Annotated in this window: 22 protein-coding genes; 7 read left to right on the forward strand and 15 right to left on the reverse strand. The window is 60.3% G+C overall.

Annotated features, from left to right (window positions below; genetic code table 11):
* Positions 1-4: 4 nt before the first annotated feature.
* The 4 genes from ACM530_RS05315 to mreB all read right to left on the reverse strand — a co-directional run bounded on the left by ACM530_RS05315 (position 5) and on the right by mreB (position 3457).
* A complete protein-coding gene (locus ACM530_RS05315; protein ID WP_416364389.1) occupies positions 5-601 on the reverse strand; it encodes a Maf family protein in 597 nt (198 codons plus the stop codon).
* A 51-nt stretch (positions 602-652) separates the two neighbouring features.
* Positions 653-1141: a rod shape-determining protein MreD gene (gene mreD / locus ACM530_RS05320; RefSeq protein WP_017138250.1), complete on the reverse strand. Its 489-nt coding sequence runs from the start codon at positions 1139-1141 to the stop codon at positions 653-655.
* The gene (gene mreC, locus ACM530_RS05325; RefSeq protein ID WP_416365075.1) at positions 1141-2280 is read right to left on the reverse strand and encodes a rod shape-determining protein MreC; all 1140 of its coding nucleotides are present in this window, start codon (positions 2278-2280) and stop codon (positions 1141-1143) included. Before mreC ends, mreD begins: the two co-directional genes overlap by 1 nt.
* 139 nt (positions 2281-2419) lie before the next feature.
* Complete coding sequence (mreB, locus tag ACM530_RS05330) at positions 2420-3457, reverse strand: rod shape-determining protein MreB (protein WP_002555108.1); 1038 nt, start codon at positions 3455-3457, stop codon at positions 2420-2422.
* A 210-nt stretch (positions 3458-3667) separates the two neighbouring features.
* On the opposite strand from mreB, the gene gatC reads away from it, so the two are divergent.
* The 6 genes from gatC (at position 3668) to ACM530_RS05360 (ending at position 8894) form a co-directional block, all read left to right on the forward strand.
* Entirely contained in the window at positions 3668-3955 is a 288-nt protein-coding gene (gene gatC / locus ACM530_RS05335; protein ID WP_003171764.1) for an Asp-tRNA(Asn)/Glu-tRNA(Gln) amidotransferase subunit GatC, read from the forward strand.
* 16 nt (positions 3956-3971) lie between these two features.
* Positions 3972-5423, forward strand: a complete 1452-nt coding sequence (gatA, locus tag ACM530_RS05340) for an Asp-tRNA(Asn)/Glu-tRNA(Gln) amidotransferase subunit GatA (protein WP_242194709.1) — start codon at positions 3972-3974, stop codon at positions 5421-5423.
* A 10-nt stretch (positions 5424-5433) separates the two neighbouring features.
* Entirely contained in the window at positions 5434-6879 is a 1446-nt protein-coding gene (gatB, locus tag ACM530_RS05345; RefSeq protein WP_262207091.1) for an Asp-tRNA(Asn)/Glu-tRNA(Gln) amidotransferase subunit GatB, read from the forward strand.
* 158 nt (positions 6880-7037) lie between these two features.
* The gene (locus ACM530_RS05350; protein ID WP_145165205.1) at positions 7038-7409 is read left to right on the forward strand and encodes a septal ring lytic transglycosylase RlpA family protein; all 372 of its coding nucleotides are present in this window, start codon (positions 7038-7040) and stop codon (positions 7407-7409) included.
* A 58-nt stretch (positions 7410-7467) separates the two neighbouring features.
* Positions 7468-8514: a calcium/sodium antiporter gene (locus ACM530_RS05355; protein WP_416365076.1), complete on the forward strand. Its 1047-nt coding sequence runs from the start codon at positions 7468-7470 to the stop codon at positions 8512-8514.
* Positions 8511-8894 carry a carboxymuconolactone decarboxylase family protein gene (locus tag ACM530_RS05360; protein WP_106578660.1) on the forward strand — a complete coding sequence of 128 codons (384 nt, stop codon included), beginning with the start codon at positions 8511-8513 and terminating at the stop codon, positions 8892-8894. The genes ACM530_RS05355 and ACM530_RS05360 overlap by 4 nt, the downstream gene beginning before the upstream one ends.
* A 109-nt stretch (positions 8895-9003) precedes the next feature.
* Here the strand turns inward: ACM530_RS05360 and ACM530_RS05365 are convergent, their stop codons facing one another.
* The 5 genes from ACM530_RS05365 to kdgD form a co-directional block, all read right to left on the reverse strand.
* Complete coding sequence (locus tag ACM530_RS05365; RefSeq protein WP_416364390.1) at positions 9004-9945, reverse strand: AEC family transporter; 942 nt, start codon at positions 9943-9945, stop codon at positions 9004-9006.
* A gap of 167 nt (positions 9946-10112) precedes the next feature.
* Positions 10113-11666, reverse strand: a complete 1554-nt coding sequence (garD, locus tag ACM530_RS05370) for a galactarate dehydratase (RefSeq protein ID WP_416364391.1) — start codon at positions 11664-11666, stop codon at positions 10113-10115.
* Between the two features lie 11 nt (positions 11667-11677).
* Positions 11678-13045 carry an MFS transporter gene (locus tag ACM530_RS05375; protein ID WP_145165211.1) on the reverse strand — a complete coding sequence of 456 codons (1368 nt, stop codon included), beginning with the start codon at positions 13043-13045 and terminating at the stop codon, positions 11678-11680.
* 186 nt (positions 13046-13231) lie between these two features.
* Positions 13232-14677, reverse strand: a complete 1446-nt coding sequence (locus ACM530_RS05380) for an aldehyde dehydrogenase family protein (RefSeq protein ID WP_416364392.1) — start codon at positions 14675-14677, stop codon at positions 13232-13234.
* Positions 14678-14731: 54 nt separating this feature from the next.
* On the reverse strand, positions 14732-15643 hold the full coding sequence (kdgD, locus tag ACM530_RS05385) for a 5-dehydro-4-deoxyglucarate dehydratase (RefSeq protein ID WP_064450699.1): 912 nt from the start codon (positions 15641-15643) through the stop codon (positions 14732-14734).
* Positions 15644-15876: 233 nt separating this feature from the next.
* Between kdgD and ACM530_RS05390 the strand changes: the two genes are divergently transcribed.
* The gene (locus tag ACM530_RS05390) at positions 15877-17034 is read left to right on the forward strand and encodes a phospholipase (RefSeq protein ID WP_416364393.1); all 1158 of its coding nucleotides are present in this window, start codon (positions 15877-15879) and stop codon (positions 17032-17034) included.
* A gap of 162 nt (positions 17035-17196) precedes the next feature.
* On the opposite strand, the gene ACM530_RS05395 is transcribed toward ACM530_RS05390, so the two are convergent.
* The 6 genes from ACM530_RS05395 to petA all read right to left on the reverse strand — a co-directional run bounded on the left by ACM530_RS05395 (position 17197) and on the right by petA (position 21895).
* The gene (locus ACM530_RS05395; protein ID WP_416364394.1) at positions 17197-17946 is read right to left on the reverse strand and encodes a FadR/GntR family transcriptional regulator; all 750 of its coding nucleotides are present in this window, start codon (positions 17944-17946) and stop codon (positions 17197-17199) included.
* Between the two features lie 158 nt (positions 17947-18104).
* On the reverse strand, positions 18105-18524 hold the full coding sequence (locus ACM530_RS05400) for a ClpXP protease specificity-enhancing factor (RefSeq protein WP_159954235.1): 420 nt from the start codon (positions 18522-18524) through the stop codon (positions 18105-18107).
* 17 nt (positions 18525-18541) lie between these two features.
* The gene (locus ACM530_RS05405) at positions 18542-19159 is read right to left on the reverse strand and encodes a glutathione S-transferase N-terminal domain-containing protein (RefSeq protein ID WP_106578651.1); all 618 of its coding nucleotides are present in this window, start codon (positions 19157-19159) and stop codon (positions 18542-18544) included.
* A gap of 149 nt (positions 19160-19308) precedes the next feature.
* Entirely contained in the window at positions 19309-20088 is a 780-nt protein-coding gene (locus tag ACM530_RS05410; RefSeq protein ID WP_145165217.1) for a cytochrome c1, read from the reverse strand.
* Positions 20088-21299 carry a cytochrome b gene (locus tag ACM530_RS05415; protein WP_145165219.1) on the reverse strand — a complete coding sequence of 404 codons (1212 nt, stop codon included), beginning with the start codon at positions 21297-21299 and terminating at the stop codon, positions 20088-20090. The genes ACM530_RS05410 and ACM530_RS05415 overlap by 1 nt, the downstream gene beginning before the upstream one ends.
* Entirely contained in the window at positions 21299-21895 is a 597-nt protein-coding gene (petA, locus tag ACM530_RS05420) for a ubiquinol-cytochrome c reductase iron-sulfur subunit (RefSeq protein ID WP_003216040.1), read from the reverse strand. Before petA ends, ACM530_RS05415 begins: the two co-directional genes overlap by 1 nt.
* Positions 21896-21917 lie beyond the last annotated feature (22 nt).

Consider the following 21917-nt stretch of genomic DNA (forward strand, 5'->3'; position numbering starts at 1 on the left):
GCGTTCAGCGCGCGGTAAGGTTTTGCCAACAGGGTATGCCGAATTGACCAAGCAGTTGCGCGGTTTCGCACACAGGCAGGCCTACCACGGCGGAATAGCTGCCATTGAGCCCGGCGACAAACACCGATCCAAGCCCCTGGATAGCATAGCCGCCTGCCTTGTCCTGAGGTTCGCCGCTGTGCCAGTAGGTTGTAGCCTCCTCGACAGAAATAGCGCGAAAACGTACCCGGCTGCTCACACATCGAGTTTCGCTGCGCTCGCCATCGGTGACGGCAATGGCGGTGAGGACTTCATGCTCGCGTCCCGACAGGGCCATCAACATCGCCAGGGCGTCGGCCTGGTCAACCGGTTTGCCAAGGATCTGACCATCAACGATCACGGCCGTGTCGGCGCCGAGCACGCAGGCGCCGGCAGTCTTTTCAAGCGCAGCAAAACCCGCCGTGGCCTTGCCGTGCGCAAGGCGCTCGACGTAGGCAACGGCGGATTCGTTTGTAAGAGGAGTTTCATCAATGGCGGCGCTGACCACGGTGAAAGGCACACCGATCTGCGTCAGCAGTTCACGCCGCCTTGGGGAGCCCGAGGCTAGATAAAGCGAATTCATTGCAGACTCTCCCTGTAGGGTTCGATAACCAGGCAGAGCCTCGCAATCCATTCAATTGATTTTATAGCGGCGACGTAAACCACGCAGGCCGAAGCTGACCCAAGGCCACAGCAACGCACTGACCAGGGCCGGCAACACCAGGGCCAGGGTCGGCTGGCGGTTACCAGTCAAGGCGCTGAGCCACAGTTGCACCAACTGCGCCAGGCCGAAGATCACCAGGATCACCAGGCACTGCTGCCACATCGGGAACATGCGCAACCGCTGCTGCAATGACAGCACCAGGAAAGTAATCAGGGTCAGGATCAGCGCGTTCTGGCCCAGCAAGGTGCCATAGAGCACGTCTTCCGCCAAGCCCAGGCACATCGCCGTGACCATGCCTACCTTGTGCGGCAAGGTCAGCGACCAGAACGCCAGGAGCAAGGCGAGCCAGAGCGGTCGCAGGATTTCCATGAATTGCGGCAACGGCGAAACGCTGAGCAGCAAGCCGATGGCGAAGGTCAGCCAGACGATCCAGCCATTGCGCGAATGCGTACCGGCCATTATTCCTCCCTCTGCCGCGTGGTTGCCGGCGCTGCGGCCGCTGGTCGGGTTGCCGACGTGGCAGGCGGTTTAGCCGCTGGCGCGGTGGCGGCCGGCGTGGTGACCGTTGGCTTGGCCGCGGCCTGTTTGGCTGAGCGGGCGCTGTGGGCCGCAGGTTTGACGGGCGTCGCCACTGGCGCGACCGAGGTCGCCGCAGGTGCAGGCGGCCCCACGAAGGCTGGCTTTGGCACCGTGGCAGGAATGACCGGCGCGGTGCCGTTCTGCTTGTCTTCTGCTTCCTGCGCCTGGGCAGCGTCGTTGACACGCTCTTCCGGCGTACGGTTGTCGCTGAACACCAGCAACAGGTAACGGCTGCGGTTCAAGGCCGCCGTCGGCACCGCACGCACAATGGCGAACGGCTGGCCGGAATCGTGGATGACTTCCTTGACCGTCGCTACCGGGTAACCGGCGGGGAACCGCTGACCCAGGCCGGAACTGACCAACAGGTCGCCTTCCTTGATGTCGGCAGTGTCGGCCACATGGCGCAACTCAAGACGCTCCGGGTTACCGGTACCGCTGGCAATCGCGCGCAAGCCGTTGCGGTTGACCTGCACCGGAATGCTGTGGGTGGTGTCCGTCAGCAGTAATACGCGCGAAGTGTAGGGCATCAACTCGACCACCTGGCCCATCAGGCCACGGGCGTCGAGCACCGGTTGACCCAGGACCACACCGTCGCGCTCACCCTTGTTGATGATGATGCGATGGGTAAAGGGGTTGGGGTCCATGCCGATCAACTCGGCCACTTCGACCTTCTCGTTGACCAATGCCGAAGAGTTAAGCAACTCGCGCAGTCGAACGTTCTGCTCGGTGAGGGCCGCCAGCTTTTGCATGCGCCCCTGCAACAGCAGGTTTTCGGTCTTGAGTTTTTCGTTCTCGGCGACAAGCTCGGTGCGGCTGCCGAACTGGCTGGCCACGCCCTGATAGAGCCGTTGCGGCAGGTCGGTGATCCAGTAAGTCTGCATCAACACCAGCGACATCTGGCTACGCACGGGCTTGAGCAGTGCAAAGCGGGCATCGACCACCATCAGCGCGACCGAAAGCACGACCAGCACCAATAAGCGCACGCCCAATGAGGGGCCTTTGGCGAAAAGCGGTTTAATAAGCCGCTCCTCCCGGGCAAATGTTCTCTTTATTCATACGGCATCAAACCGGCCTGGATGCAGATTGAAGAAGATAAACGCCAACAGGCAGCACTGCAAAGTGCTGCCTGCGGGCGAAGCATGAACCATTCCGGCAATCTTATTCGCTGGAAAGCAGGTCCATGGTGTGTTTATCCATCATTTCCAGTGCACGGCCACCACCACGGGCGACGCAGGTCAGCGGGTCTTCGGCGACGATCACCGGCAGGCCTGTTTCCTGGGCCAGCAGCTTGTCGAGGTCGCGCAGCAAGGCGCCACCACCGGTCAGCACCAGGCCACGCTCGGCGATGTCGGAAGCCAGCTCCGGAGGCGATTGCTCCAGGGCGCTCTTCACTGCCTGAACAATGGTGGCCAGGGACTCTTGCAGAGCTTCCAGCACTTCATTGGAGTTCAGGGTGAAAGCACGTGGAACGCCTTCGGCCAGGTTACGACCGCGAACATCAACTTCGCGAACTTCGCCGCCCGGGTAAGCGGTGCCGATTTCCTGCTTGATGCGCTCGGCGGTGGATTCGCCGATCAAGCTGCCGTAGTTACGACGCACATAAGTAATGATCGCTTCATCGAAACGGTCGCCGCCTACGCGCACGGATTCGGCGTACACCACACCGTTCAGGGAAATCAGGGCGATTTCAGTGGTACCACCACCGATATCCACCACCATCGAACCGCGCGCTTCTTCGACCGGCAAGCCGGCGCCGATAGCGGCAGCCATAGGCTCTTCGATCAGGAATACTTCGCGGGCACCGGCGCCAAGGGCCGATTCACGGATGGCGCGACGCTCAACCTGGGTGGACTTGCACGGAACGCAGATCAGCACACGAGGGCTGGGCTGCAGGAAACTGTTTTCGTGAACCTTGTTGATGAAGTACTGCAGCATCTTCTCGCAGACGCTGAAGTCGGCGATCACGCCGTCCTTCATCGGACGAATGGCAGCGATGTTGCCTGGTGTTCGGCCGAGCATGCGCTTGGCCTCGGTGCCAACGGCAACGACACTTTTCTGATTACCATGGGTCCGAATGGCCACAACCGATGGCTCATTCAGAACGATACCGCGCTCGCGCACGTAAATAAGGGTGTTGGCAGTGCCCAGGTCAATGGAAAGATCGCTGGAAAACATGCCACGCAGTTTCTTGAACATGGGGAAAGGACCCTAGGCAACGCGTGGGTAAAAAAGTGCGGCAAACTCTAACAACGACAGGGATTTTGGGCAAGGCGCCAATGTGCTAAATTGGCCGACTTTCTGTGCACCAACCCCCACAATCGCGGCCATATGACCGTAGAAATGCGGTAGTGTTCCGACAATCTAACACACGGACGCCCTCCGTTCTGTTTTCCACTGGAGAATCCCATGGCGCTTGAACGCTCCGACGTGGAAAAAATCGCTCATCTGGCCTCGCTTGGCCTGAATGAAGCCGATCTTCCACAGACCACCGCAGCCCTGAACAGCATTCTCGGGCTGGTTGACCAAATGCAGGCCGTCAATACCGACGGCATCGAGCCCCTGGCTCACCCGCTGGAAGCCAGCCAGCGCCTGCGCGCAGACGTTGTGACCGAGCGAAATAATCGCGAGGCCTACCAGTCCATCGCGCCAGCGGTCGAAAACGGCCTGTATCTGGTTCCGAAAGTCATCGACTAAAGGGAAAGAGCCTTTCATGCATCACATGACTCTGGCCGAGATCGCCCGCGGTCTCGCCGACAAAAAGTTTTCTTCCGAAGAGCTGACCAAAACCCTGCTTGCGCGCATCGCCGAGCTTGATCCGAAGGTCAACAGCTTCATCAGCCTCACCCAGGAACTGGCCCTGAGCCAGGCCAAGGCCGCCGACGTACGTCGCGCCAACGGTGAGAATGGCGCACTGCTGGGCGCACCAATCGCCCACAAAGACCTGTTCTGCACCCAGGGCATTCGCACCAGTTGCGGCTCGAAGATGCTCGACAACTTCAAAGCGCCCTACGATGCCACCGTGGTGTCCAAGCTGGCTGCCGCCGGGGCCGTGACTTTGGGCAAGACCAACATGGACGAATTCGCCATGGGTTCTGCCAACGAGTCGAGCTACTACGGCGCCGTGAAAAACCCGTGGAATCTGGATCACGTGCCAGGCGGTTCGTCCGGTGGTTCGGCTGCCGCCGTTGCCGCGCGCTTCCTGCCGGCAGCTACCGCTACCGACACCGGCGGTTCGATCCGTCAGCCCGCCGCGTTCACCAACCTCACCGGTTTGAAGCCGACCTACGGTCGTGTTTCGCGTTGGGGCATGATCGCCTACGCCTCCAGCCTGGATCAGGGCGGCCCGCTGGCACGTACCGCTGAAGATTGCGCGATTTTGTTACAAGGTATGGCCGGGTTTGATAAGCAGGACTCCACCAGCATTGATGAGCCGGTGCCGGACTACAGCGCCAGCCTCAATACCTCGCTCAAAGGCCTGCGTATTGGCGTGCCGAAAGAGTATTTCAGCGCCGGCCTCGACCCGCGTATCGCCGAACTGGTGCACAACAGCGTCAAGACGCTGGAACAGCTCGGCGCCGTGATCAAGGAAATCAGCCTGCCGAACAACCAGCACGCGATTCCTGCCTACTACGTGATCGCGCCGGCAGAAGCCTCTTCCAACCTGTCACGTTTCGACGGCGTGCGCTTCGGCTATCGCTGTGAAAACCCGAAAGGCCTCGAAGACCTGTACAAACGCTCGCGCGGCGAAGGCTTTGGCGCCGAAGTCCAACGTCGGATCATGGTCGGTGCCTACGCCCTGTCCGCCGGCTACTACGACGCGTACTACCTCAAGGCGCAGAAAATCCGTCGCCTGGTCAAGAACGACTTCATGGCTGCCTTCGAAGAAGTCGACGTGATCCTCGGCCCAACCACGCCGAACCCGGCCTGGAAGATCGGCGCCAAAACCGGCGACCCGATCGCCGAGTACCTGGAAGACCTGTACACCATCACCGCCAACCTCGCGGGCTTGCCGGGCTTGTCCATGCCCGCCGGTTTCGTCGATGGCCTGCCGGTCGGTGTGCAATTGCTCGCCCCGTATTTCCAGGAAGGCCGCCTGCTCAATGTGGCGCACCAGTACCAGTTGAACACCGACTGGCACACTCGCACCCCTACCGGCTTCTGAGGAGAACACTATGCAATGGGAAGTTGTGATCGGGCTGGAGATTCATACCCAGCTCGCCACCCAATCGAAGATTTTCTCCGGTAGCGCCACCACGTTCGGCGCAGAGCCCAACACCCAGGCCAGCCTGGTAGACCTGGGCATGCCCGGCGTGCTGCCGGTGCTGAACCAGGAAGCGGTGCGCATGGCGGTGATGTTCGGCCTGGCGATTGATGCCGAGATCGGCCAGCACAACGTGTTCGCGCGCAAGAACTACTTCTACCCGGACCTGCCCAAGGGCTATCAGATCAGCCAGATGGAACTGCCGATCGTCGGCAAGGGCTATCTGGACATCCCACTGGAAGACGGCACCATCAAACGTGTCGGCGTGACCCGCGCGCACCTGGAAGAAGACGCCGGCAAGAGCCTGCATGAAGAATTCCCGGGCGCTACCGGCATCGACTTGAACCGTGCCGGCACGCCGTTGCTGGAAATCGTCTCCGAGCCGGACATGCGCAGCGCCAAGGAAGCCGTGGCCTACGTCAAGACGATCCACGCGCTGGTGCGTTACCTGGGCATCTGCGACGGCAACATGGCCGAAGGCTCGCTGCGTTGCGACTGCAACGTCTCGATCCGTCCTAAAGGCCAGGTCGAGTTCGGCACCCGCTGCGAGATCAAGAACGTCAACTCGTTCCGCTTCATCGAAAAGGCGATCAACAGCGAAGTGCGTCGCCAGATCGACCTGATCGAAGACGGCGGCAAGGTCATCCAGCAAACCCGCCTGTACGACCCAAACAAAGACGTAACCCGCGCCATGCGCAGCAAAGAGGAAGCCAACGACTACCGTTACTTCCCCGACCCGGACCTGTTGCCGGTGGTGCTTGAGGATTCGTTCCTCAATGACATCCGCGCCACCCTGCCGGAATTGCCGCAGCACAAACGCGAACGCTTCCAGGCGCAGTTCGGCCTGTCGGTCTACGATGCCAGCGTGTTGGCTTCCAGCCGTGAACAAGCCAACTACTTCGAAAAAGTCGTGAGCATTGCCGGCGACGCCAAGCTGGCGGCCAACTGGGTGATGGTTGAGCTGGGCAGCCTGTTGAACAAACAGGGCCTGGAAATCGACGAAGCCCCGGTGACCGCCGAGCAACTGGGCGGCATGCTGCTGCGCATCAAGGACAACACCATCTCCGGCAAAATCGCCAAGACCGTGTTTGAAGCGATGGCCGCAGGCGAAGGCAGCGCCGATGAGATCATCGAGAAGCGCGGCCTCAAGCAAGTCACCGACAGCGGCGCGATCTCGGCCGTGCTCGATGAAATGCTGGCGGCCAACGCCGAACAGGTCGAGCAATACCGCGCCGCAGACGAAGCCAAGCGCGGCAAAATGTTCGGCTTCTTTGTCGGCCAGGCGATGAAAGCCTCCAAAGGCAAGGCCAACCCGCAACAGGTGAACGAATTGCTGAAAAGCAAGCTCGAAGGCTGATTCGCGGTGAAAGGGTCCGGGCGGGATTTCCTACCCAACTCGGACCCATGTGGGCGCTGGCTTGCCTGCGATAGTATCGCCTCGGTGCAACTGAAACACCGAGGTGCCTGCATCGCAGGCAAGCCAGCTCCCACATTTATAATGGGGACTTAACTAAAGTGAAGCGTCTACTCGGCCTCTTGGCCCTGTTCTCTGCGTTGGCCGGTTGTGCCAGCGGCCTCATCGACCCCAACGGCTACGACGAAACCGGCACCGCCTCCTATTACGGCGCCAAGCACCATGGCAACAAAACTGCCAGCGGTGAACCCTTCAACCAGAACACCCTGACCGCCGCCCATCGGCGTCTGCCCTTCGGCACTCAGGTCAAGGTGACCAATCTCAACAACAACAGATCCGTGGTCGTGCGCATCAATGATCGCGGCCCGCATACCCGTGGGCGCCTGATCGACGTTTCACGCAAGGCTGCCGAACAACTCGGTATGCTGGGCAGCGGCACTGCACGGGTTCGCGTGCAGGCGCTGAGCAACTGATAAAGGAGCCCTGGCCATTTTCGGATTAACCGCCCTCTCGCCCTGGAGCCTGATCGAACTGATCAGCGGCCTGGTGTTGCTGATCGTCGGCGCCGAAATCCTGGTGCGTGCCGCCGTGCGCCTGGCAGCCAGCCTCAAGGTGCGGCCACTGATTATCGGCTTGAGCATCGTCGCTTTCGGCAGCAGTGCGCCGCAGATGACCGTGAGCCTGCAGGCCACCCTGGCCGGCAATTCCGATATCGCCGTGGGCAGCGTCATCGGCAGCAGTATCTTCAACACCCTCGTCACCCTGGGCCTGGCGGCGTTGATCATTCCGTTGCGCGTCTCGCGGCAGCTGGTGCGGCTGGACATCCCGGTGATGATTTTCGCCGGCCTCTTGGTGTTTACCCTGGCCGCCAATGAAGAACTGACACCGCTCGACGGCCTCTTTTTAGTGGTTGCGCTGATAGCCTACCTCGGTGTGTTGCACTACCAGACCCGCCATTCTCGCCGTCCGCGCACGCTGGACACGGTGGCCCGCGCGCCCTGGCTGAGCAGCGCGTTGTTGATGCTGGGCGGGTTGTTGATTCTGGTGCTGGCCGGGCATTTGCTGCTGGGCGCAGCGGTGGATGTGGCAAGCGACCTGGGCCTGTCCGAACGCATCATCGGCCTGACGCTGATCGGTGTCGGCACCTCGCTGCCGTGCCTGGCCACCTCGCTGATTGCCGCGTTGCGCGGCGAGCGCGAAATTGCCGTGGGCAACGTGATCGGCAGCAACCTGTTCAACCTGCTCGGCGTGCTGGGGTTCACCGCGCTGGTGGCGCCCTCGCCGTTGTCGGTGTCGCCCAACGCACTGGATTTCGACTTGCCGGTGATGCTCGGCGTGGTGATGTTATGCCTGCCAGTGTTCTACAGCGGCTACCGCGTCACCCGCGCTGAAGGCCTGGTGTTTCTGGGGTTGTATCTGGCGTATGGGCTGCATGTGGTGTCGTTCACCTTCGGCATGCCGCTGGCCACCCGGCTTGAACAATTGATGCTGTATTACGTCCTGCCAGCACTGGTCGCGCTTGTGTTGTTCACCTCGCTGCAAGCCTGGCGCCGCCAACACAAGAGGGAATCGCAATGACCGAACAGAAAAAGTCCGGGGTTGAAATGCGTCGCCAGGTCATGGGCGATGTGTTCGTTGACCGCGCCCTGGGCAATGCCACCGAGTTCACCCAGCCGCTGCAGGATTTCGTCAATGAGCATGCATGGGGCAGCGTGTGGAACCGCGAAGGCCTGCCGTTGAAGACGCGCAGCCTGATCACACTGGCCGCCCTCACCGCCCTCAAGTGCCCGCAGGAACTCAAGGGCCACGTTCGCGGCGCGCTGAACAATGGCTGCACAGTGGAAGAGATTCGCGAAGCACTGCTGCATTGCGCGGTGTATGCCGGTGTGCCGGCGGCGATTGATGCGTTTCGGGCGGCGCAGGAAGTGATTGAGGCGTATCAGGCGGATAAGCCGTGACGGCTGGATAGTCATCGCAGGCAAGCCAGCTCCCACTTATGACTGTATTCACAGATCAAACAGTGGGAGTTGGCTTGCCTGCGATTGGCCCTCAACCCCACCACAACCTTCAGATCCAGCCACCCGCCTGCAACACAAAAATCCCGATATTGGTGGTCACCGCCGCCATCAAGGTCGTGATCACAATAATCGCCGCCGCCAGCTCATGATTGCCCTCGGCCGCCCTGGCCATGACAAAACTCGCCGCCGCGGTCGGTGCGCCAAAGTACAAAAACAGAATCCCCAGCTCCGGGCCCCTGAAGCCCAGCAGCCATGCGCCCAGCGTCGCAACTAGCGGCAAACCGATCATCTTCACCAGGCTGGCACTCAGGGCCATGCTTCCGCTTTTGCGCAAGGCCGCCAGCGACAAGGTGCCGCCGATGCAGATCAATGCCAGCGGCAAGGTCATGTCCGCCAGGTATTGCCCGGACGACTCCAGCCACCCCGGCAGGCCGATCTTGAAAATCGCGAACGGTGCGGCCGCAATCACGCTGATGATCAGCGGGTTGGCCACCACGCTTTTGAAGATGCTCCACGGGTCGGACTTGATCACCGGGCTGTACACCGCCAGCACGATGGTCGACAGGGTGTTGTAGAACAGAATCACCAGCGCCGCGAGGATCGCGCCCAGGGAAATGCCGTAGTCGCCATACATGCTGGCCGCCAGCGCCAGGCCGATCACGCCGTTGTTACCGCGAAACGCACCCTGGGTGTAGATACCGCGGTCTACGCGCGGGCAGCGATAGATCGCCCAGCCCCAGGCCAACGCAAAGCTCAGCAACGTGGCCACCGCAAAGTAGATCAGCAGACCTGGCTTGAGCGCCGAGTGCAGGTCGGCGTGCAGGATGCCCAGGAACAGCAGCGCCGGCATGGTGACGTTGAACACCAGGGACGAGGCGGTGTGGATAAAGTTGTCGTTGATCCAGTTGATGCGCTTGAGCAGCACACCCAGAAACAGCATGGCAAACACCGGCGCGGTGATGGTGAGGGTGGTGAGGAAGATAGCCAGCATGCCGGGGAGAACCTTGGTGGGTGTCGTCAGGTGGCTAATGATAAGCCATGCGGCTGTGCGGCGTCTGGTAGGCCGCCTTCGGGGGCAAGCCCCCTCCCACATTTGAAGGTATTCACAAATCAAATGTGGGAGCTGGCTTGCCTGCTCCCACAGGGGCCGCGTCGGTCTCAGGTGATGGGCGCCGGGTTGAACAACGTAATGTCGTTGTGCAGCTTATGCTGCTCCGCCCACGTCTGCTTCTTGCCGCTGGCCACATCCAAGTAGAAGTGGAACAACTCCCAGCCCAGTTCCTCAATGCTCGCACGCCCGGTGGCGATGCGTCCGGCGTCGATATCTATCAGGTCCGGCCAGCGCTGCGCCAATTCCGTACGCGTCGAGACCTTCACCACCGGCGCCATCGCCAGCCCATACGGCGTGCCACGCCCGGTGGTGAACACATGCAGGTTCATCCCGGCCGCCAGTTGCAAGGTGCCGCAGACAAAATCACTGGCTGGCGTGGCGCAAAAGATCAGGCCTTTGCCCGTGAAACGCTCGCCCGGGCCAAGCACGCCAGTGATCGCGCTGCTGCCCGACTTGACGATGGAGCCCAGGGACTTCTCGACGATATTCGACAACCCACCCTTCTTGTTGCCCGGCGTGGTATTGGCGCTGCGGTCCGCCTCGCCTTTGGCCAGGTAGCGGTCGTACCAGTCCATTTCCCTGACCAGCGCTTGGGCCACGTCTTTGCTCTGGGCACGAGCGGTCAGCAGGTAAATGGCGTCACGCACTTCAGTCACTTCGGAAAACATCACCGTCGCCCCGGCCCGCAACAGCAGATCCGAGGCAAACCCCAGCGCCGGGTTGGCGGTAATGCCGGAAAACGCATCACTGCCGCCGCACTGCATGCCCAGAATCAGCTCCGATGCCGGCACGGTTTCGCGACGGCGCTGGTCGAGTTTTTTCAAGCGGATTTCGGCCAGGCCCATGATCTGTTCGATCATCTCGGTAAACCCATGGCTGGAATCCTGCAGCCGATACAGCCACGGCTCGCTGAGGTCGACAGAACTGTCGTTGTCGTGCATCACCTGCCCGGCCTGCAGCTTCTCGCAGCCCAGGCTGATCACCAGCGCTTCGCCACCCAGGTTCGGGTTGCGCGCCAGGTTGCGCACGGTGCGGATCGGGATGTACGCGTCTGTTGCCGTGATCGCCACGCCACAGCCGTAGCTGTGGGTCAGCGCCACCACGTCATCGACGTTCGCGTATTTGGGCAGCAATTCATCCTTGATGCGCTTGACCGCATGGTCCAGCACACCGGTGACGCACTGCACCGTGGTGGTGATGCCCAGAATATTGCGCGTGCCCACGGTGCCGTCGGCGTTGCGGTAACCCTCAAACGTAAAACCTTCCAGCGGCGCCTGGGTTTCAGGCACTTCGGTAGGCAGCGGCAGGCTGTCCAGCGGCGGCGCGGTGGGCATGCGCAGTTGGTCTTCCTGCACCCAACTGCCACGTGGAATCGGCGCCAGGGCGTAACCAATGGTCTGCCCGTAGCGAATAATCTGACCGCCTTCAGGGATATCTTCCAGGGTCACCTTGTGGCTCTGCGGGATGAAGTCCACAGTCACCAGGCCGTCCGGGAACTCGGTCCCGGCCGGTACGCCTTGATCGTTGACCACGATCACTACGTTGTCGCGCTCGTGCAAACGGATCGAGCGCGGCGAGTCGGCATGTTCAATCAACTGCATTACATCGCCCCTCAGGAATGCGCTTGGATAAATTGGGTCAGCTCAGGCCCTTTGCTGCTGGGCGGCTCTTTGAGCACCACACGCTTGATCGGGCCGACGATCACCAAGTAGCTGAACACCGCCAGCAAGGCGTTGGCGCCGACGAACACCAGGGCCCACTTGAACGAGCCGGTGGTGGCGATGATGTAGCCGATCACAATCGGTGTGCTGATGGAGGCCAGGTTGCCAAACATATTGAACAGACCGCCACTGAGGCCGGCGATTTGTTTCGGCGAGGTGTCAGACACCACCGCCCAACCCAGTGCGCCAACGCCTTTACCGAAGAAGGCCAGCGCCATGAAGCCCACCACCATCCATTCGATATCCACGTAGTTGCACGCCACGATGCTGCACGACACCAGCAACCCGCCAATGATCGGTGCCTTGCGCGCAAACGTCAGGGAATGGCCTTTGCGCAGCAGGTAATCGGAAATCAAACCACCCAATACCCCGCCGACAAACCCACAGATGGCCGGCAGAGAAGCAATGAACCCCGCCTTGAGGATGGTCATGCCACGCTCCTGCACCAGGTACACCGGGAACCAGGTCAGGAAGAAATAGGTGATGCCATTGATGCAGTACTGGCCCAGGTACACACCGAGCATCATGCGGTTGGTCAGCAGCTGGCGGATGTAGTCCCACTTCGGACCGTCGGTTTTCTGGCCCTTGGTCTTCTCCTGGTCCATGTCGACCATTGCACCGTTCTCGCAGATGTACTTGAGTTCGGCCTCGTTGATCATCGGGTGCTGACGCGGGCTGTGGATAATTTTCAGCCAGATCAGCGAGAACAGCACGCCAATCCCGCCCATCACGATAAACACGTGCTGCCAGCCGAAGGTGTAGACGATCCAGCCCATCAGCGGCGCGAACAGTACCGTGGCAAAGTATTGCGCCGAGTTGAAGATCGCCGAGGCCGTACCGCGTTCGGCGGTGGGGAACCAGCCGGCCACAATGCGCGCATTACCAGGGAACGACGGCGCTTCCGCCAAGCCCACCAGAAAGCGCAGCATAAACAGCGCGACGATCGCGGTGGAAACGCCAAACTCGCCGACATAGCCTTGCAGAATGGTGAACAGCGACCAGGTGAAGATGCTCAGGGCATAGACTTTTTTCGAGCCGAACCGGTCCAGCAACCAGCCACCGGGGATTTGCCCGGCCACGTAGGCCCAACCGAATGCGGAGAAGATATAACCGAGGGTGACCGCGCTGATACCGAGGTCTTTTTGCAGGCTGGAGCCGGCGATGGCGATAGTGGCCCGGTCGGCGTAGTTGATCGTGGTCACCAGAAACAGCATGAGCAGGATCAAATAGCGGACGTGGGTCGGCTTGGTCGCTTGCATGAAGATGTACTCCCACTAATTATTTTTTTTGCGGGTAAGCATTTCTGTTTTAAGTGCAGGAACCGCTTTCTGTGGGAGCTGGCTTGCCTGCGATGGCGGTGTATCGGTCAACATCTCTGTGACTGATGTACCGCTATCGCAGGCAAGCCAGCTCCCACACAAGCCGGTTCCCACGGGTGTTACGTGTTACGAACCGATGTAGCTGGTTTTCACCACGGTGTAGAACTCTTGCGCGTAGCGACCTTGCTCGCGCGAACCATACGAGGAGCCCTTACGGCCACCGAACGGCACGTGGTAATCCACACCGGCAGTCGGCAGGTTGACCATCACCATCCCGGCCTGGGAGTGGCGCTTGAAGTGGTTGGCGTACTTGAGCGAGGTGGTGGCAATGCCCGCCGACAGGCCGAATTCGGTGTCGTTGGCCATGACCAGTGCCGCCTCGTAATCCGCTACGCGCACCACGTTGGCCACGGGGCCGAAGATCTCTTCACGGCTGATGCGCATGGCGGCTTCGCTGTCGGCAAACAGCGTCGGCGCCAGGTAGTAGCCTTCGGTGTCGCAGGTCACCAGGCCGCCACCGCTGACCAGCCGCGCACCTTCGCTTTGGCCGATGTCGATGTACTTCATGTCCTGGTCCAGCTGGGCCTGGGAAACGACCGGGCCGATGTCGGTGCCGCTTTTCAGCGCGTGGCCGACTTTGATCGACTTCATGCGCTCAGCCATGGCCGCAACGAACTGGTCGTGGATACCGGCGGTGACGATCAAGCGGCTGGAGGCGGTGCAACGCTGGCCGGTGGAGTAGAACGCGCTCTGTACCGACAGCTCGACGGCCTGCTTGAGGTCGGCGTCGTCGAGGATGATCTGCGGGTTCTTGCCGCCCATTTCCAACTGCACTTTGGCCTGGCGCGACACACAGCTGACGGCGATCTGACGGCCCACGCCGACCGAACCGGTAAAGCTGACGCCGTCGACTTTCGGGCTGTTGACCAATACGTCGCCAACCACGCGGCCGCTGCCCATCACCAGGTTGAACACACCGGCGGGGAAGCCGGCGCGGGAGATGATCTCGGCCAGGGCCCAGGCGCAGCCCGGCACCAGTTCGGCCGGTTTGATCACCACGCAGTTGCCGTAGGCCAGGGCCGGGGCGATTTTCCAGGCGGGGATCGCAATCGGGAAGTTCCACGGGGTGATCAAGCCGACCACACCCAGGGCTTCGCGGGTGACTTCCACATTGACGCCCGGGCGCACGGACGGCACGTAGTCACCGGACAAGCGCAGGCATTCACCGGCGAAGAACTTGAAAATGTTACCGGCGCGGGTCACTTCGCCGATGGCTTCGGGCAGGGTCTTGCCCTCTTCACGGGCCAGCAGGGTGCCGAGTTCTTCACGACGGGCGAGGATTTCACTGCCGACTTTGTCCAGCGCATCGTGGCGAGCCTGGATGCCGGAGGTCGACCAGGCCGGGAAGGCGGCGCGGGCGGCATCGATGGCGGCGTTAACTTGAGCTACGTCAGCCTTGGCATATTCGCCGATGACATCGGACAACTCCGACGGATTGATGTTGTTGCAGTAATCGGCACCGGCCACCCACTCGCCGTTGATGTAGTTCTCAAAACGTTTGGCTTGGGACACAAATCTTCTCCTGACGCAAAAGGCCGCTGATCTCTCAGCGGCCTTGTTGATAAGTTACTGCGGACCTTGCTTGTCGATCAGCGCGGCCAGGGCTTCGTATTCTTCCGGCAGCAGGTCGGTCAGCGGCGTGCGCACCGGGCCTGCGTCATAGCCGGCGATTTTTGCCCCGGCCTTGACGATGCTCACGGCATAACCCGCCTTACGGTTGCGGATGTCGAGGTAAGGCAGGAAGAAGTTGTCGATGATCTTGCCGACGGTGGCGTGATCGTCCTTGGCAATCGCGTGGTAGAAGTCCATCGCAGTTTTCGGGATGAAGTTGAATACCGCCGAGGAGTACACCGGCACGCCCAGGGCCTTGTAGGCAGCGGCGTAAACCTCTGCAGTCGGCAGGCCGCCGAGGTAGCTGAAACGGTCACCCAGGCGACGGCGGATCGACACCATCAACTCGATGTCACCCAGGCCGTCCTTGTAGCCGATCAGGTTCGGGCAGCGCTCGGCCAAGCGTTCCAGCAGAGGCGCAGTCAGGCGGCAAACGTTGCGGTTGTAGACCACCACGCCGATTTTGACCGACTTGCACACCGCTTCCACGTGGGCGGCGACGCCGTCCTGGCTGGCTTCGGTCAGGTAGTGCGGCAGCAACAGCAAGCCTTTGGCGCCCAGGCGTTCGGCCTCTTGGGCGTACTCGATGGCCTGGCGGGTAGAACCACCCACACCGGCGAGAATCGGCACGCTGGTGGCGCAGGTATCAACAGCGGTCTTCACCACTTGGGAATATTCGCTGGCAGCCAGGGAGAAAAACTCACCGGTGCCGCCGGCGGCGAACAAGGCGGTGGCGCCGTACGGGGCGAGCCATTCCAGACGCTTGATGTAGCCGGCCTGGTGGAAGTCACCCTGCGCATTGAAATCGGTCACGGGGAAAGACAGCAGACCGTGGGAGAGGATGGACTTCAGTTCTTGTGGATTCATTATTCGAACACCCTGGGCGAAGACTTTCTGTCGAAAGGTTATTGTTGGTTTGTTGATGTCGTACGTCATCGTACAACTATAAAAAGATTCGTCAACTGCAATTCATCGGGCTTCATACGGCGCTGCGTTTAAACGCGCTTTCTTGACGAAGGAAATTAATCTTCTATGCTCCGACAAGCTGTATATACATACAGTTATCACGGAAGATTCCTACGACATAGCAAGGAGCTAACATGTCAGGTCTTGAACTCGCAGCACCCGAGAAAAACCCACCTACCCTGCGCTTCGAAGGCGGTGAGCACACCGCCATCGGCGATGACACGCTGTTGCGTTTCGTCAAGGACGCCCCGGCGATTCCCGCCCACCAGGTCGAGTTGCACCTGCCCAACGGGCTGGCACTCACCTATGGCCAAGTGATCGCGCTGGGGGGCGACTTCTATGGCATTCCTGGCCAGCCGATCAGCGACGGCGCGTCGGCCGACGAGCGCGTGCAACGCTTTACCGCAGCGTTCAATTCGCTGGCGGTGCTGCCAGCCTCGCGGGAAGAGGCCGGGAAAATCCTTGCGGTGATGCAAAAGGAGATCAGCGCAGTGAACCAGGCGATCAAGGACGGCAAACAACCACACGAAGCCTATGACGCGCTGGGTGATACGTTGTCGGAGGAATGGAACCGCATCACCGGCGGCGGCAGTGCCGTTTCGGCATTGATTCCGCTGGGGCGCTACCTGAAATTGGCCGCAGACAACGCTGACCACTTCGGCGAATGGGCGCTGTCAGCGTATCTGGCTGGCCATACGGCGGCACTGCAACAGGCGGTCGTTGCCCATCAAACCGGCACCGATCAGGCACTGGAATTGGCCTACGCCATGAACAGCTTTGCTGATCACTTCTTGACCGACCTGTTTTCCGCCGGCCACCTGCGCGTGCCGCGCAAGCAATTGGCGGCGGTGGTGACGCCTGGCGAACTGGGCTCGCTGATCAGCCGCTTCATGCACGATGAGGACAGCAAGTTCGGGCTCAAGGTGCGCAACGCCAAGGGCGATCAATGGCATGCCTATGGGGATAAACGCTACTTCGATGCCATCGACACGGACAATCGGGCGATGGTCAAACGGGCGGTACAGGCCTCGGCCGATGAGGTCTTCGAGACCTTTATCAGCGGCGTGGCGCCCTCCCCGGCCAACTTCAAGGCGCCGCTGTATGTGCCGGATTTGAACGCAGCGCAGAACCCGGCGAATAACTTTTCGCCGCTGTTCAAGATGGAGGGCGACAAGGTGCTGCGCCGCAAGGACGTGAATGACCTGAACGACAAACACTGGACCAATGATTGGTGGGGTTGGAGTACGTATCTGCTGCTCAAGGACTACAAGCCCAATCAGCCGGCTAATTAAGTGGGCGCAAAACTCCAGGCCAAGGAGATCAAAATGTGGGAGCGGGCTTGCTCGCGAAGGCGTTTTTCAGTTGATGCATGTGCAGACTGACACACCGCATTCGCGGGCAAGCCCGCTCCCACACTTGGATCGATTTACTCCCGACACCACTCGGTTGCCCGGTTAACCGCGCTGCGCTTCTGCCTCTTCGTGGGCATGGCGCAGTCGCTCTCGGCTGTTGGTCAAATGCAAGCGCATGGCGGCGCGTGCAGCGTCCGAATCCTGGCGGGCAATTGCCTCATAAATCTCTTCGTGCTCGCGGCTCAGGCGGCCCATGTAGTGCTGCTGATCGTCGTGAGCCAGGCGTGCTGAATTCAGGCGCGTACGCGGAATGATGCTGGTGCCCAGGTGGGTCATGATGTCGGTGAAGTAGCGGTTGCCGGTGGACAGCGCAATTTCCAGATGGAACGCGAAGTCTGACGCCACCGCATCGCCGGCGTGGGCCGCGCTTTCATTCAGGGCATCGAGCGCCGCACGCATGGCGGCCAGTTGCTCGTCGCTGCGACGTAACGCGGCAAGGCCGGCGGACTCCACTTCCAGGCTGATCCGCAGCTCCAGAATCGCCAGCACATCGCGCAGCGTAACCACCGTGGCCGGGTCAATCCGGAAACCGCTCGGGCTTGGCGTGTCCAACACAAAGGTGCCGATACCGTGGCGAGTTTCCACCTGCCCCGCCGCCTGCAAGCGCGAGATGGCCTCACGCACGACCGTGCGGCTGACGCCATGGGCTTCCATGATGGCCGACTCGGTGGGCAACTTATCGCCACGTTTGAGTTGACCGTCACGGATCTGCTCAGACAACACCGTGACCAATTCCTGGGCAAGGCTGCGGCGCTTGCGGGGAAGACGAGGGGTGGTGTTGGCGTTTTCCATGATGAACCATCTTTCTCGGCGAACTTGAGCCCGCATCATAGCCCATGGCGGTTGTACGATCACCGTTGTGTCGCGACTTTCATCTACATCCTTCGCGCAAAAAAATGCCCCGACGCATGTCGAGGCATTTTTCAGGCTCACCCGAGGGTGAAAGCCGCTTACTTCACCACTTTCAGGCTCGGCCGGCCGCTTGGACGCGGTGGCTCGGAGTCCGGTGGTGGCACATCATCACCGTCTTCGCCTTCGATCGATTCGTCGTCCTCGAAAGGCGACTCCAGATCGAACACCATGCCTTGGCCATTCTCGCGGGCATAGATCCCGAGAATCGCGCCAATCGGCACGAACAGCGTATGGGGCACGCCGCCGAAACGCCCTTCGAAGCTGACAGCCTCGTTGTCCATGTGCAGGTGGCGCACGGCACTGGGTGATACGTTCAGCACAATCTGCCCGTCACTGGCAAAACCTTGAGGCACGTCAACCTTGGGAAATTCGGAGTTGACCAGCATGTGCGGGGTGCAATCGTTGTCCACAATCCACTCATAGAGCGCGCGGACCAAATAGGGTCGACTGGAGTTCATCAGCGGCTCCTTAAGCCTTAGCGCATATCGCGTTCGACACCAGACAGACTCGCCTGGAAAGCCTCACGCGCAAACTGGCGCTCCATGTAATCAAGCAACGGCTTGGCCGGCCGTGGCAGTTCAATGCCCAGGATCGGCAAGCGCCAGAGTATGGGTAATAGGCAGCAATCCACCAAGCTTTGTTCCTCGCTGAGGAAAAAAGGTTTGTCGGCGAACAGCGGCGAAACACCGGTCAGGCTCTCACGCAATTCCTTGCGCGCCTGCACCCGAACGGCTTCTTTACTGCGTGAATCCAGAATCACATCCACCAGCCCGCACCAGTCACGCTGGATCCGATGGATCAGCAGGCGGCTGTTGGCACGCGCCACCGGGTACACCGGCAACAAAGGCGGATGCGGGTAACGCTCATCCAGGTATTCCATCACCACGGTTGACTCCCACAACGCCAGGTCACGATCGACCAGGGTGGGCAAGCTGCCGTAAGGGTTCACTTCGATCAGTTTCGGCGGATGACGTCCCACCTCCACACTGATGATCTCGGCGCTGACACCCTTCTCTGCGAGCACGATGCGTACTCGGTGGGAATAGTGGTCGGCGGGGTCGGAGTAACAGGCCAACCGATTGGTCACGCCCATGGCGGTCCTCCTCGCTTGTTGAAATTATCGAAAGCTCAAAAACGAGCGCGCCCAGAGAGCATCTCTGCAGTGCCTGGTTCAACCAGACCGCTACGTGTTCAGAGATGCCGCTGGGCGCGCAAGATTAACAGCAATTGCTTACGGTTGGATCAATGCACATCCTTCCAGTATTCGCGTTTGAGCAGATAGGCGAATACGAAGAAGAAGGCCAGGTACAGCAATACATAGGTGCCGATGCGCTGATGTTGCAGTTTGACCGGGTTGGCCGAGTAGGCCAGGAAGGTCACCAGATTCTTGACCTTCTCGTCGAACTGCTCTTCGTTCAGCGTACCGGTCTTGGGCACTATGGTCAGTTGATCACACGCTTCATGCGTCAGAGGCGTGCCGGTCAACGGATCATATTGCTTCTTGCCGTCTTCAACGACCTGAACCTGCTTGCATCCTACCACTTGGCGACCCTGCAGGCCGACCAGAACGTTAGGCATACCGACGTTCGGGAAGACTTTGTTGTTCACACCCCAAGGGCGCGCCGGGTCTTCGTAGAAGGATTTAAGGTAGCCATACAGCCAGTCGGTACCCCGCACGCGCGCCACCAGGGTCAGGTCAGGCGGTGCAGCACCGAACCAGGCTTTGGCGTCGGCAGGCTGCATGCCGATGTTCATGTGGTCGCCAATCTTGGCGCCGGTGAACACCAGTTTCTCCAGCATCAGCTCATGAGGGATACCGAGGTCATCGGCAACCCGCTCATAGCGCTGGAACTTGGCGCTGTGGCAGCCCATGCAGTAGTTGGCGAAGGTACGCGCGCCATCTTGCATTGCAGCTTTGTCAGAGACGTCGATATCGACTTTTTCCAGTTCCGGGCCCTGCTCGGCCGCGAAGGACAGTAGCGGCAGTGCCGCAAGCATCAAAGCAACGAATAACTTTTTCATCAGCCAGTCACCCTTTCCGGAACCGGTTTGGTCTTCTCGAGCCGGGTGTAGAACGGCATCAGAATGAAGTAGGCGAAGTACAGGAAGGTGCAGACCTGCGACAGCAACGTCAGCGCAGGCTTCGGTGCCTGGACGCCGGTCCAGCCCAGCAGCATGAACGCGATGCAGAACACGACCAGCCAGATTCGGCTCAACCATCCCTTGTAGCGCATCGATTTGACCGGGCTGCGGTCAAGCCACGGCAGGACAAACAACAGCGCAATCGAGGCGCCCATGGCAACAACGCCCATGAGCTTGTCTGGAATCGCCCGCAAGATCGCGTAGAACGGCGTGAAGTACCAGACCGGTGCAATGTGCTCAGGCGTTTTGAAGGCGTTGGCCTGTTCGAAGTTAGGCTTCTCGAGGAAATACCCGCCCATCTCCGGGAAAAAGAACACGATCGAGCAGAAGATGAACAAGAACACCACCACGCCGACAATGTCTTTCACGGTGTAGTACGGGTGGAACGGAATGCCGTCCAGCGGGATGCCGTTTTCGTCTTTGTGCTTCTTGATGTCGACGCCATCGGGGTTGTTCGAACCCACTTCGTGCAGCGCCAGGATGTGCAGCACCACCAGGCCGAGAATCACGATCGGCAGGGCCACAACGTGCAAGGCGAAGAAGCGGTTCAAGGTGATGCCGGAGATCAGGTAGTCACCACGGATCCACTGGGTCAGGTCGTTGCCGATGACCGGGATCGCGCCGAACAGCGAGATGATCACCTGAGCGCCCCAGTACGACATCTGCCCCCACGGCAGCAGGTAACCCATGAAGGCCTCTGCCATCAGCGCCAGATAGATCAGCATGCCAAACACCCACACCAGCTCGCGGGGTTTCTGGTATGAGCCATAGAGCAAGCCACGGAACATGTGCATGTAGACCACGATGAAGAACGCCGAGGCGCCGGTGGAGTGAAGCAAACGCAGAATCGAGCCGTACTCGACGTCGCGCATGATCCCTTCAACGGACGCAAAGGCCTCTTCAGCCGAAGGTGTGTAGCTCATCGTCAGCCAGACGCCGGTGACGAGTTGGTTGACCAGCACCAACAGCGCCAGGGAGCCGAAGAAGTAGAAGAAGTTGAAGTTTTTTGGTGCGTAATATTTGCTGAGATGGTCTTCCCACATTTTGGTAGCGGGGAAGCGCGCATCCACCCAATCCATGAACTTGCTCATCAGGCTTTCTCCCCCTCGTCGACGCCAATGACAATGACACTGTCAGTCTCGTAGTGATGTGGCGGAACTGGCAGGTTCAGTGGTGCGGGTTGTGACTTGTAGACGCGGCCGGCCAGGTCGTAATGAGAGCCATGGCAAGGGCAGAAGTAACCACCCACCCAATCTTTGCCCAGGTCGGCAGGGGCAACTTCAGGGCGGAAGGTAGGCGAGCAGCCGAGGTGGGTGCAGATACCGATCAGCAGCAGAATCTCCGGCTTGATCGAACGGATTTCCTTATCGACGTAGGCGGGTTGGTCGGAATTCTTCGAGTCGGGATCAGACAGCTGACCTTCGATTTTTTTCAGATTCCCCAGGATTTCCTCAGTACGACGAACGATGAAGACCGGCTGACCGCGCCACTCAGCAATCATCTGCTGGCCTGGGTCGATCTTGCTGACATTCACCTTCACCGGTGCACCTGCGGCTTTCGCCTTGGCACTGGGAAACCATGACCCCACGAACGGGACCGCAGCCCCCACCGCTCCTGCAGCACCCACCACGGATGTGGCTGCTACCAAGAAGCGACGCCGGCCTGCATTCACGCCGTCATTGCTCATTCAGTCCTCTCCCATCAGCTTT

Origin of the sequence: Pseudomonas sp. NFX183 (assembly GCF_047943075.1) — a bacterium.
Classification (GTDB): domain Bacteria; phylum Pseudomonadota; class Gammaproteobacteria; order Pseudomonadales; family Pseudomonadaceae; genus Aquipseudomonas.

Bases quoted from the DNA above. Each gene is read 5' to 3' on its own strand.
- ACM530_RS05315 (WP_416364389.1), bottom strand. From the start codon at position 601: ATGAATTCGCTTTATCTAGCCTCGGGCTCCCCAAGGCGGCGTGAACTG.
- mreD (WP_017138250.1), bottom strand. From the start codon at position 1,141: ATGGCCGGTACGCATTCGCGCAATGGCTGGATCGTCTGGCTGACCTTC.
- mreB (WP_002555108.1), bottom strand. From the start codon at position 3,457: ATGTTCAAGAAACTGCGTGGCATGTTTTCCAGCGATCTTTCCATTGAC.
- gatC (WP_003171764.1), top strand. From the start codon at position 3,668: ATGGCGCTTGAACGCTCCGACGTGGAAAAAATCGCTCATCTGGCCTCG.
- gatA (WP_242194709.1), top strand. From the start codon at position 3,972: ATGCATCACATGACTCTGGCCGAGATCGCCCGCGGTCTCGCCGACAAA.
- gatB (WP_262207091.1), top strand. From the start codon at position 5,434: ATGCAATGGGAAGTTGTGATCGGGCTGGAGATTCATACCCAGCTCGCC.
- ACM530_RS05360 (WP_106578660.1), top strand. From the start codon at position 8,511: ATGACCGAACAGAAAAAGTCCGGGGTTGAAATGCGTCGCCAGGTCATG.
- ACM530_RS05365 (WP_416364390.1), bottom strand. From the start codon at position 9,945: ATGCTGGCTATCTTCCTCACCACCCTCACCATCACCGCGCCGGTGTTT.
- garD (WP_416364391.1), bottom strand. From the start codon at position 11,666: ATGCAGTTGATTGAACATGCCGACTCGCCGCGCTCGATCCGTTTGCAC.
- ACM530_RS05375 (WP_145165211.1), bottom strand. From the start codon at position 13,045: ATGCAAGCGACCAAGCCGACCCACGTCCGCTATTTGATCCTGCTCATG.
- kdgD (WP_064450699.1), bottom strand. From the start codon at position 15,643: ATGAATCCACAAGAACTGAAGTCCATCCTCTCCCACGGTCTGCTGTCT.
- ACM530_RS05390 (WP_416364393.1), top strand. From the start codon at position 15,877: ATGTCAGGTCTTGAACTCGCAGCACCCGAGAAAAACCCACCTACCCTG.
- ACM530_RS05395 (WP_416364394.1), bottom strand. From the start codon at position 17,946: ATGGAAAACGCCAACACCACCCCTCGTCTTCCCCGCAAGCGCCGCAGC.
- ACM530_RS05400 (WP_159954235.1), bottom strand. From the start codon at position 18,524: ATGAACTCCAGTCGACCCTATTTGGTCCGCGCGCTCTATGAGTGGATT.
- ACM530_RS05405 (WP_106578651.1), bottom strand. From the start codon at position 19,159: ATGGGCGTGACCAATCGGTTGGCCTGTTACTCCGACCCCGCCGACCAC.
- ACM530_RS05410 (WP_145165217.1), bottom strand. From the start codon at position 20,088: ATGAAAAAGTTATTCGTTGCTTTGATGCTTGCGGCACTGCCGCTACTG.
- ACM530_RS05415 (WP_145165219.1), bottom strand. From the start codon at position 21,299: ATGAGCAAGTTCATGGATTGGGTGGATGCGCGCTTCCCCGCTACCAAA.
- petA (WP_003216040.1), bottom strand. From the start codon at position 21,895: ATGAGCAATGACGGCGTGAATGCAGGCCGGCGTCGCTTCTTGGTAGCA.